At 45.3% G+C, this 12,065-nt stretch carries 3 protein-coding genes; all 3 read left to right on the top strand.

All coding sequences use genetic code 11. The features are described from left to right. Positions 1 to 82: 82 nt before the first annotated feature. The 3 genes from YWE_RS30255 (at position 83) to YWE_RS0101275 (ending at position 12,038) form a co-directional block, all read left to right on the top strand. Positions 83 to 238: a hypothetical protein gene (locus YWE_RS30255; protein ID WP_154661398.1), complete on the top strand. Its 156-nt coding sequence runs from the start codon at positions 83 to 85 to the stop codon at positions 236 to 238. Positions 239 to 314: 76 nt separating this feature from the next. Next, entirely contained in the window at positions 315 to 1,298 is a 984-nt protein-coding gene (locus YWE_RS0101280) for an FUSC family protein (protein WP_029092879.1), read from the top strand. Positions 1,299 to 2,360: 1,062 nt separating this feature from the next. After that, complete coding sequence (locus YWE_RS0101275) at positions 2,361 to 12,038, top strand: autotransporter outer membrane beta-barrel domain-containing protein (protein WP_029092878.1); 9,678 nt, start codon at positions 2,361 to 2,363, stop codon at positions 12,036 to 12,038. Positions 12,039 to 12,065 lie beyond the last annotated feature (27 nt).

Raw genomic sequence — 12,065 nt, 5'->3', positions numbered from 1 at the left:
ACCGATAAACGCAGTTGTAAATTGAATGGTAGTAACGATAAGCGGTGTGCGTTAGGCAACGGTGCAAATTATAGGGATTGTTATGTATAAAGGAAAGGAACGACAGGCCGGTGATTTAGATTGGATGGCTGGCGATCGTCAGTTCAACGAAATCCAACACAAAGCATCTACAGGCTTTGATCCTACCGTTTATTTGCCTTGTGCTACGCTCTGTCTATGCGTTGTAACAACGAGGTGATACATGGCACATATTACAAGCAGCCTGAGTTTACCCATCGAGGCAGAGCTGATACGGAGATGGGAAGGGGCGTTTTATGATTAAAACTATAGTCTCTAAAATTCCGGCGGTAAATGATGGTCTGATTTTATCAACCTGTGTTGTATTAAGTTCAATCGCGACTTATTTTATTATGGGTATTGAGGCTACGCTATGGAGTACGCTTTCAGTGCTGCATGCTTACAATATTTTCAGTAAGCCAAAGGATTATAAAAGCTATCTGTACTCTTTTATCTGCTCGATGAGCATTTTGGTTGGAATTTATCTTGGCTATTTTTTAAAGCTAGGTTACCTCTTTTATTTCGCGTTGATTATTCTCTCATTTTTTTATTATCAGCTGTACGACATTGATCCCGCACTCGATCTTTCAATGAAGTACATTATTATTTTTTCTACCATTGGCACCACATTCACCGAAGATATCATTAAAGGATTGGTGGTTGGGTTGCTGATTGGTACGGTACTCACTTTGCTAGTTTGCTACAGTTTAAGCCACAAAGAACATCTTAAAACCCACATCAGCACCTTGCAGATTAGAGAGCGGGTGTTGAAATTCAAACTGGCGACGGTATTACGATCTTTAGTTTATTCGGCGGGGCTTATAGCCTGCCTGTTTTTCTCTATTCATTTGAATATTGGTCATTTTTTCTGGGCGTTATTGACCTTTGTTTTTGTTTTACACCCTAAATCACAAAGCATTGTTAAACTCACAATACAAAGGATTGCCGGAACCTTATTGGCTGTTCTATTGCTATATTTTTTATTCAATACGCCTATGATGCCCTACATCGGTTTTGTTTCTATCCTGATTTTAGCGTTTCTTCTGCCAATGAGTAATGAAAGAAATTATGCCTTTGCTTCATTTTGTACCACTGGATTTGTTTTGGCCGTGCTTGAAATGTCGTTGTACTGGCAGACGCCAAACTATCAGTTATTGTCTGAACGTATTTTGGAGACGCTACTCGGCGGTTTTATCGCTTTGATTTGTAGTATTATTCTAAAATATGTGCGTAATAAATAGCAGGTCTTGCATTCAAGGCTACTGGTATTTCACTAATAATTTATAAATTTATAAATTGATCAATAAGTTATCTATTACGGCTTTTTATCATAAGAAATAATACTTGATTGTTTATTAAAAATACTCAATTATGATTATATTGAGATTGGAGTCTTTTTTTGTTGCAATGTTCTGACATAGGGATAACAAAATAGCTGATTAATTTATTCATACCGATTAAAGCTAAAGAGTAGTCTAGGATAACTTTATTTTAGCGATGACATACTGTTGATTCCGATAACGTTGACCATGTTAACATTAGAGGTGGAATTACTGTTGCTATAATTTATTAAGGCTGACGTTATCGCATCTAAAATGCCACTTTAAATTATATGATTAAAATTGATTTTCCATCATTAGAACTTATCCAAGGAATAATTTGGAATATATGATTTGCCTAAATAGTTAGGTTTTTATTTTAATAGATGATGTCAATAGCTGGGTGACTGATTGTCACGTGTCGTTGCATATCTATGAATAATAAATTATTTTTCTTTTTCTGAGTTAAATAGTTAACAATTTTTATCGTTCACCCATTGATATAATTAAGGTATTTTAAATAAAGCCATTGATATCATTTGGTTATGCGGTTTTTATTGCTTAGGTGAACGTAAGGGATAATTGGGTTTTAACGTGCTATAGCATATGGTAAATACAGGTTATCAATTGTCAGCTATCAATAAAACTCATGGTTAATATGAAACGTTAAGAGTGAATTGCATTTATTGTTAAGGTTGCAGTTATATCACCCTATCAATATCTAATAGATAAGATCGTATAGTTGATTTATACCGTATGTAAAGGTTAATAATTTAAAGGGAATGGAATAAAAAACTGTATTGATTAACGCTTAAGTTATTGATGCTGACTTTCTGCAAGAGGTTGTTATCATTTGCAGCCTATTTATCTATAGGTTCTGAAGGTGGCTAATTGTTTCCTGCTAAATTATTTTTAGGGGAATTAAACCGGCACCTAACAAGCGATACTGGACGTGTAGCGGTTGAATAATAATGGAGTATAAAAATGAACAGGATTTTCAGAGTTGTTTGGAACACTGCTTTAGGTCAGTGGGTTGTGACTTCAGAACTGGGGCGGGCTAAAGTAAAGTCGGCAACCTCAAAAACTTTGATGGGATTAGTGTTATCTACATTATCTGCAACCGCCTTATCAGTACCCTGTGATATTTCATCTTTGACCTGCCAATTAGATAGTAACTGGTCAGCAACAGCCAATAATTACCAAACCGGAACCGCCGTCATTTCAGACGGGCTAACCTATACAATTGATGGATTAAAGTCCATTGCTCCTGCAAGTGGCTCAATGATTACTTTCGGGTCAATAAATGCAGCAATTACCGCGGGTTATGCAACTGGAGAACTGGTATCTCTTAGCGATAAAGCACTGGAGCTTAGTGCTAAAAATAAAAATATTGTTGTATTTGATCCGATAACCAACAGTAACCAGGTAGCGGTTGTCTATGATGAGAAGTACTTTATTGAACGTACTACCAATCAGTCAATCAACAGCGTGATGGTTTATGCCTCCGGCACCCCGAATATTTATTACGATACACGGCTTGTCTCCGTTAATCATGGTCAGGCGGATATCTATAATAACAATAATTCAATCAGTGCTTCTTTTCGTAACAGCCAGCTATTTTATGCCGACGGTTCAACCAATCGAGCCGCGATCAATTGGCATGGAGCAAGTAATATTGCCTTTGGTTGGGAAAGCAGTTCAATCGGTAATACATCGGTAACCACTTCGAGCACGGCCTATAAAGGCGATTTTATTGGGTTTAACGGCTTATCGAGAACGGTAACCAATCTGGCTGAATTTAAGGCTTACAATAACTGGTTGGTTTCTAAGGTTGAATCCGGTGATTTAAGCCTGTCTGCTTATGACAGCGAGTTAAGTAAAGCCTATACCACGACAAGAAAAAGCTATGTTGTAAGGATGTTGCCTACCGATCCCGATCCCCTATTATTGGCTCCAGCCGGAACGGTTGTACTGCTGCACGGTAAGGGTAGCAATGCCACCATTACGCTGGAATCTGATGGCAGATTATTTTCCAGTAGTCTGCGCGGATTGGATAATGGCGGCGTTAATACCAGTCTCTTCCGATTAGAGAATGGGGCGAAAGGAATCAATAACGGTGAAATAGTGAGCGGTTTTCGTACCGCCGTGGTGTATACCGGCTCACAGTTTATTAATAACAGCCGCATTACAACGGGGAGCGCGACCGGCGGTGGTGAAGGTTATGGTATTACCATCACCGGGGCTAACAGTGAATTTATCAATAACGGTACTTTTAGCGTCATTCCTCGATTTTGGTCAACGTTAGCCTCTCAAAATCAGAGCAGCAACATGATGGCTATTATTAACGGTAACGGTAAAGCGACCAATCACGGCATAGTGAATATTGGCTCAACCGAAGGTACCCGTGGAACTGACTATCTGGGGCCTGCATACGGCGCATCGGTAAGTACGGATGGCTCTTTCCTTAATGCCAGCGACGGTAATATGTATGTCGGCCGGTCTGAAAATGGCAGCGACCTGTTTGCGGCAAAAGGGTCGGCAGGAATTAGCGTAGGGGCGCTAAGAAGCGGTACCGTTAATAATCAGGGCACCATTACGTTGGGTACAAAGACCAACGGAGCCTATGGTATCGGCGTTAGTTCTTCGACTACCGGCAAGATCGTTAACAGCGGTCTGATTACACTTTTAGGTAACGGTGGTAATGGCAGTTTTATTCCTTTCCAGAATATGGGTATTTATGCCTATAGCAATGCTAAAGGCGTATCTAACACCGGTGAAATTCGGGTTGGCGGAATCAATAACGTTGGGCTGAAGACGGCCGGTGGCGGGAATATTACCTCGTCCGGTGAGGTAAATATTTTAGGCGCCAGCGACCCGGCAACCGGTTTTCGTAACTACGGTGCCTGGTCTGAAGGCACAAATTCGCTGATTGATATTGCCGGTACCATTAATTTGACCGGTGACGGCGCTATCGGTGCTCATGCGCGTAATAACGGGACTATACGCCTGTCCGGCGCCGGACAGGTTCGTTTTTATGATGGTGAAAATCAAATCGGTTATTACGTCTACGGCAGCGGTTCAAACATTAATAATACCAGTAGCGGAACTCAGAACGTTACTACTAAGAACTCCACGCTAATGCGCCTTGACGGTGGTGCATCGTTTACCGGCTCACCTGCCGCAACCTCAATCATGTCGGCATCGGGCGATCATTCTACCGTGATCGTGGCGACCGGCAGCGGAACTACCGTCAATTCCGGTGGGATGACGGTTAACGTTAACGGTCATCAGGCTACCGGCTTTTTAGTTGAGGGCGGAGCTACCGGTACCATTAGTAATACCACCACGATTAATCTTTCCGGCGAAGGGGCGATTGCCGGCATTGCTGACGGTCAAGGTTATGAATTGACCGGCGCTCAAACGGTTATGACCAATGAGCAGAAGAAAGAAACCATTCTGACTGCGGGAGCCGTATTAAATTCAGCGCTGGACGGAGTTGTTGGCTATCTGGCAAAAAATATGGCGACCATCAATAACTCTGGCGATATTACCTTCACCGGTAAAAACGCCACCGGCGTTGGCGTTCAGGAAGGTGCAGAGGGTATCAATAGCGGTAATATCACGCTAGGTGATAACGGTATAGGGCTGTTAGCCAGCGCTGATACTCACGATACTCGCTTGATTAACACCGGTAGTTTGACGCTCAACGGCAGCCATTCTATTGGTATTTCTGCTTCGGGTATTAAAGTTACTGTCGATATGAAAACTGATGGCACCAGTTCTCCGACCATCAAAATGAACGGTGATGGGGCGGTCGGTGTTAAGGCGGCTAATGGTAGCTCGGTCAATTTAGACGGCAATGTTGCGACTGAGTTTTCCGCGACTGCGCCCGATCAGATCGCTTTCTGGCTCAACGGTCAATCAAACGATGGCGTTTCGTCATCGGTCAACGTGGCGGCCAGTGCGACGCCCTATAATGTTTCCGGAGAACGTTCTACGCTGTTCTATGTGGATAACAAAGCCAGCTTAGACGGGGATCTGACGGTTAACGTTTCCGGCAAACATGCCAGCGGAGTTAAAGTTAGCGACGACGGCTCACTAGCTACCGTTGGTGCGGGCAGTCATATTCTGGTTAACGGTGACGGAGCCAGCGGCGTGTTGGTTCAGTTAGCCGGCAACGTGAATATTGCCAGCGGCGCGGCTTTTACCCTTAACGGCAGCGGTGCTACGGTTGGTATTGTCGAAGACTCTAATTCTCAAATAATCAACGGTGCAACGGTCACGTCGGCCGCGGGTTCTCAAGATTCAACCGCGTTTATTGCACGTAATAACGGTGAATTAAATAACACCGGTAATATTGATCTGTCTGCCGGTAGCAAGCACGTGGCTATCGATGTGTTTAATGGCATCGTAACTAATACCGGTAGCATTAAGGCCAGCGGAACGGCCATTCATATTCGCGGCGAAAATTCGGTGATCAATAACTCCGGAACCATTGAAGCCAGTGACGGAAAGGCGGCAATTGAACTGGGCGTAGATGGCAGTTTGAATTTGGCGGCGCTATCGGGTAACGGAACCATTACGGCTAAAGGCTCAGCGGACGGTATTTTATTATCCGCAGGCGCCAAAGGGCTTAACGTCTCGGGAACCACCATTGATATGAGTGACAGCACCAGTACAGGTGTGGGTATTCATAATCAGGCCGGTATCAGCGGAATACGTTTAGATAACACCACCATAAATATTAACGATGGAATCGGTATTTATACCGGCGCAACGCTGGATAAAACCAACAGCGGTAATATTAACGTCTCCGGTGGTATTGGACTGTTATTACAAAATACCGACGGTACGGCTACGGCGAACAATTTAGATTTATCCGGTTCTGACGGCCTGTTTATTGATATTAGCGGATCCGGTGGCCGAGGTATTGTCGCCAATCTGGCAGGTTCCGATCGGATAGTGGATAGCGCGGTTAATATTAATGTGAACCACAGTGCAGGTGGTTCGGCATTAGATATTACTGGCGCAACCCGTCTGAACCAAATGGGGCAATTAATTTCAATGGCCGGTGATGTGATTAAAGCCGGATCGACAGGTTCAATCACCAACAGCGGCAAAATTGAAGCCGGCGATCGTTTATTAAGTGCCATTGTAATGGATGGCAGCATTGATAAAACACTGATTAACAGCGGCAGCATCAAGGGTAAGTTGGACTTAATCGGCGGAGAGAACAGGGTAACGTTAACTGACGGCAGTACCATCGACGGCGATATTGCATTGGGCAGCGGTAATAATAACCAGATTGCGTTAACCGGTACTCATAATAGCCTGACGGGAAATGTGACTGCCGCAGGCGAAAGCTCGATAGTTACCCTGAGCGATAACGCCGCTATTACTGGCAGCATCGTTCTGGGCAATGGTAACAATCAGGTTATTCTATCTGATAATAGCCTTTTGAGTGGCAGATTAAGCGTAGGTAGCAGCAATAACCTACTGACTTTACAAGATAATGCATCTATCGGACATTTTTCCGCCGCTAATCATAGCCATAACCAGGTGTTGGTTAAAGACAGCGCGACCTTTGCAACGCTTGATGCCGGTATCGGTGGTAGTAACAGTGCACTTACCTTTGACGGTGCCGACTACAGGCTGATTAATACTTCAGATATTCAGCATTTCAATCAGCTAAACCTGATTAATGGTGCTGATTTTACCACCGGCGTTCACATTCAGATGGGCGATACGGTAACAACCAGCGGTGTGATTAATATTGACGACCGATCATCGCTAACGCTGAACCCTACGGCAGACTATAGCTTAAGCCATCTATTACAGGGGACTGGACTGATTAATGTGGTCTCTGGCTCTTCGTTTAATTTTGGTCCTGAATCGGGCCAAGGGTTTAACGGATTGGTTCAGATGAACAGTCAGTATTTCACGCTGTCTGGGTTTAATACCTCGGCGCTGACCAATGCAACTTTGGCGGTGATGGAGAATAACACCACGAGCGTGGGTCAAGGGAGCCAAAATCTTAGCGGGTTAGTGTTGAATGGCGGTACGCTTGATTTTGGTATTCATCTGCCAAATGAGTCTGTAACTAAATCATTTATCAACGTCACCGATACGCTTGACGTTACGGCTAACGGTAACATCAAGATTCATCAAGGCGGATTTGAAAATAGTACTCCGCCGATGGTGAATCAGACTCTTAGCCTGCTCGATCAACAAAACGAAACCTTAATTCAGCTAGCCTCTGCCGTTAATGTTAACGGCGGAGCCGGCAATCTGACGCTGGTTGATCAAAATAATTTAGCCATTACCGATATCAGCTCTGCCGCTATCACTCAGAACGGGGCCCTGGCGGCTAATGCATTTTATGACTATCGCCTGACGACCGATGGAGAAAATGGTAAAGGGTTGTACGTTGCTTATGGCCTAACTCAGCTGGATTTAATCGGATCCGGCACCGATAAATTGGTGATTAATACCGCCGATAGCCGTGACAAAATGCTATCAGCTCAGGTGACCGGTAGCGGTTCTCTCGGCGTACTTGCCGGTAACGGTGTTGATGCATTAATACTGAGTAATCTGAATAATAGTTATACCGGCATAACTGATTTACAAACCGGGACGTTAATTTTAGGGACTGACTGGGCTTTAGGACAAACCGCCGCATTGAATCTGGCCTTAGCAACAACCCTAAACCTTAACGGAACCAAGCAAACGGTCGGTGAGATCAACGGCCAGAATGGTTCGACCCTTAACGTTAACGGTGGGGATTTAACCCTGCTCCATGGCGGGTCGTCATCCGGGAGCTTAACCGGCAGCGGTAACTTCAGCGTGACGGACGGAACGCTGACCATCAACAATGCTAATCATTCTCTGAGTGCCACTGTTACGCTAGATGCCGCTGCTACAGCGTTACTTTATGATATTAATGCACTTGGTACCGGTAGCGTGGCTAATAATGGCAACCTTACGTTTGATGCCGTAAGCGGGAGTTTTGCTAATCATGTTTCCGGTAGCGGGCAACTAAACAGTAGTAATAGCAGTAACGTTCACCTGACCGGTGATAACTCAAGCTTTACCGGTGCGATCAATATTGATTCTACCTCTGCTTTAACCGTGAGTGAGACTCAGCATGTTGGTGATGCCATCGAAATTCGTAATGCCAATTTGCTTAGGGTCGATAACTCCACGGATATGTCACTGAGTGCGGCAATTAGCGGTACTGGCAACTTGATCAAAACCAGCGGCGGTACGCTGTCGTTATCGGGTACCAATAGTTATATTGGCGATACCTTACTCAACGCGGGCGTAGTGGCTATTTCTAGCGATCAAAATCTGGGCCATACGGGGAATCAAACCATTCTGGACGGCGGTGAGCTGCGTATTACCGCCGATTTGACCTCTGCTCGCAACCTGACCCTTCACCAAAATGGCAGTGTAATTGTTGATAGCGGCGTAATAGCGCAGATGAGTGGCTGGAGTGACAATGGCAATGTCGCTAACGGATTCAGCAAAAAAGGGGACGGCACTTTAGTCTGGAACGGAAATAACTCAGCCAATACCGCGGATATTAATGTAAACGGCGGTACGCTTGAGGTCGCAAATCTGATGAATCTGGCCAGCGCTACCGGCGTAGTTAACCTGGGCATAAACGGGCGATTATCGGTGCGTAAAGAGAGCTCAGTTGCCAGCGATATGGACTTCACCCGCCGGATAAGCGGGCAAGGGGAGTTACTGATTAATCTGGGGGATCGCACTAAGAATTTCACCGTTAATACCAGTGCGCTTGGTGGCAGTTATACCGGCCTGCTGACTATGGCAAACGGCCACTTATCCCTTGATGCCAATGCTGACAACCTGATGCAACATGCTACGCTCAAACTGAACGGTAACGGTAGCAATATCGGTAGCACTAAGCTGAATGGTAGCCATACCATGCAAGGACTGATGCTTAATGGTGGTCAATTGGAAGTTGATTACGCCAGTATAGATAATCGACCTTTAGGGCATTTAACCGTAGATATGCTGGATGTCAGCGGTGGTGGCAGTTTGGCGGTCAGTACGCCGGCTAATTTACCCAATCCGATCCCGGCCTCCGGCACGTCACTATTTGATCAGGATGATAACGTTCACGATCAAATTGTAGCTGCTAACAGGGTGAATCAAGCCGGGACTCAAATTGCGGTCACTCAAGTTGACGGTACTCCGATTGCACCGGACACCCTAATCGGGTTGATTCAAAATAGTATTCAGGCCGGTAATGCTCACTATAACTATATGTCCGCAGTGAAAAACGACGGTTTATATCTGGGGTATGGACTGACTCAGTTGGATTCCGTTATCGGGCAATCAGTTATTCTTGAAAACGGCAATGCCGTTGATAATTCACTCGGCGCCAGATTGACCGGCGAAGGGGGCTTTACTATCGATGTCGGCGGCACGGTACGTATCGGTAATGTGGCCAGTAATTACACCGGAGCGACAGAATTAAACCGCGGCACCGTAGTATTGATTACTGATAATGCCTTCGGCCAGACCTCGGAATTAAATATGCTGTCGGGCACCGGGATTAATCTTAATGGTAATAGCCAAACTATCGGACATCTTACTAGCGCTACTAACAGTCTGCTTGACCTGAATCTGGGGCAGTTAACCTTGGTCAACGGAGGGATTGTTAATGGTAACTTAAGCGGAAAGGGTTCACTGGTTCTGGCCGGAAATACCACCGTTTTCAATAGCAACAGCAGTGGGTTTGTTGGTGAGACAACCATTAATTCTAATGCAACGGCCAGGTTGACTGCGCCACAGGGATTAGGGCAAGGGGTTATTGATAATCAAGGCCTTCTGCATATTGATGGTGCTAGAGGTTCATTATTTAATAGCCTGAAAGGCAGTGATGGTGAAGTACTGTTAAGCAACGGTGCGGATATCACGCTGGCCGGTAATAATAGTGGCTATGCCGGTAAATTTACCATTGAGTCTGATAACAGCCTGACGGCAGGAAAAACCAGCCATTTGGGACAGTCATCAATCGATAATAGCGGCATACTGATATTGGATACTGAAGCATTATTCACCGTTACAAACCAGATTTCAGGTAACGGAAAATTGATTAAGCGTGGTTCCGGTACCGTACAGCTAGACGGTAATTCTGTCTCTGCGACTTTAACTGAAATTGATAATGGCCTGTTACTGGTTGGCGGAATGCCGACCGCTAGCCTATCACGTACAGTCAGTGCAAATTTAACCAGCGATGTAACTATTCATCGTGACGGTGCCTTGGGCGGATACGGCAGCGTAAACGGTAATGTATCCAATGCCGGTCATTTATTGATGGGTAATGCGCTGACCGGCGCAGGATCCGGCCAGTTTACAATTAACGGTAACTATATTGGCAATGGCGGTACGGTAATCTTCAATACCGAGTTAGCAAATGACGGGGCTGATACCGATAAACTGATCGTTACCGGAACCACCAGTGGTGAAAGTCATGTAGCAGTAATCAGTGCCAGAGGTAACGGAGCCCAGACGTCGAACGGTATCAAGTTGATTGATGTGGCCGGCATATCTGCGGGTACCTTTAAATTGCAGGGGCGCGCGGTAGGCGGTGCCTATGAATATTTCCTGTATCAGGGCGGCGTTGATACGCCGGACGATGGTGATTGGTATTTACGTTCAGTGATGAATTCACCATCGCCAACGCCAGATTCTATATACCGTCCTGAATCGGGTGCCTATATGGCGAATATCGCCGCGGCAAGAAATCTGTTCAGCTTGCGTCTGGAAGATCGTGAAGGCAGGGCGGAAAACTCCAGCATGTGGTTACGCCAGACCGGTTCCCGTACCCAGTTCCGCGACGGTAGCGGGCAATTAAAAACGGCAACCAACAGCTATGTTATTCAGGGCGGCGGTGAAGTTTTCAGTACACAGTTCTCTGATACAGACCGTTTGGGCTTAGGCCTGATGATGGGCTATGGTAATGCTGACAGTCACGTTCATTCAGACCGCAGTAGCTACAATGCCAAAGGTAAGGTTGATGGCTATAGTGCGGGGCTTTATGCCACCTGGTACCAAAATGCCAACAGCTTGAGCGGAGCGTATGTTGATAGTTGGTTACAATACAGTTGGTTAGATGCCACAGTCAACGGCGAACAGCTTTCAGGTGAAACTTACGATATTGACGGCTTCAGTGCTTCAGTTGAAACCGGTTATCGTTTGCCGGTGTATCAAAGTGACAACGGTGAAGTGTTTATTACCCCACAGGCTCAATTGGCATGGAATGGTATCAAGGCCGACGACAATACCGAAACCGGTGGTACCAGAGTGCAGTCCGGCGGTAATGATAATATCCAAACGCGTTTGGGGATTAAGATTTCACGTGACGGCGTCACTGATGTGGACAAGAGTAAAGATAGATTATTTACCGTTTATGCTGAAGGCAACTGGATTTATAACTCACAGCTGGCCAGTGCAACTTTAGACGGCACCACGTTGCAGCAGTCAGGTAGCCGTAATATTGGTGAATTAAAACTGGGCACCGAGGGGCAATTAAATAGCGGCTTGAATCTATGGGCTAACGTTGCTCAACAATTAGGTGATGATGGCTATAGTGATACGTCGGCTATGGTAGGAATTAAGTATCGTTTCTGACTGTGACTGAATTAACCGGGCGGATAT

This window comes from Budvicia aquatica DSM 5075 = ATCC 35567, assembly GCF_000427805.1.
Lineage (GTDB): Bacteria > Pseudomonadota > Gammaproteobacteria > Enterobacterales > Enterobacteriaceae > Budvicia > Budvicia aquatica.
This window is presented reverse-complemented; position numbering and strand designations above follow the sequence as displayed.

Coding starts and splice junctions, on each gene's coding strand:
- YWE_RS30255 (WP_154661398.1), top strand. CDS start 83: ATGTATAAAGGAAAGGAACGACAGGCCGGTGATTTAGATTGGATGGCT.
- YWE_RS0101275 (WP_029092878.1), top strand. CDS start 2,361: ATGAACAGGATTTTCAGAGTTGTTTGGAACACTGCTTTAGGTCAGTGG.
- YWE_RS0101280 (WP_029092879.1), top strand. CDS start 315: ATGATTAAAACTATAGTCTCTAAAATTCCGGCGGTAAATGATGGTCTG.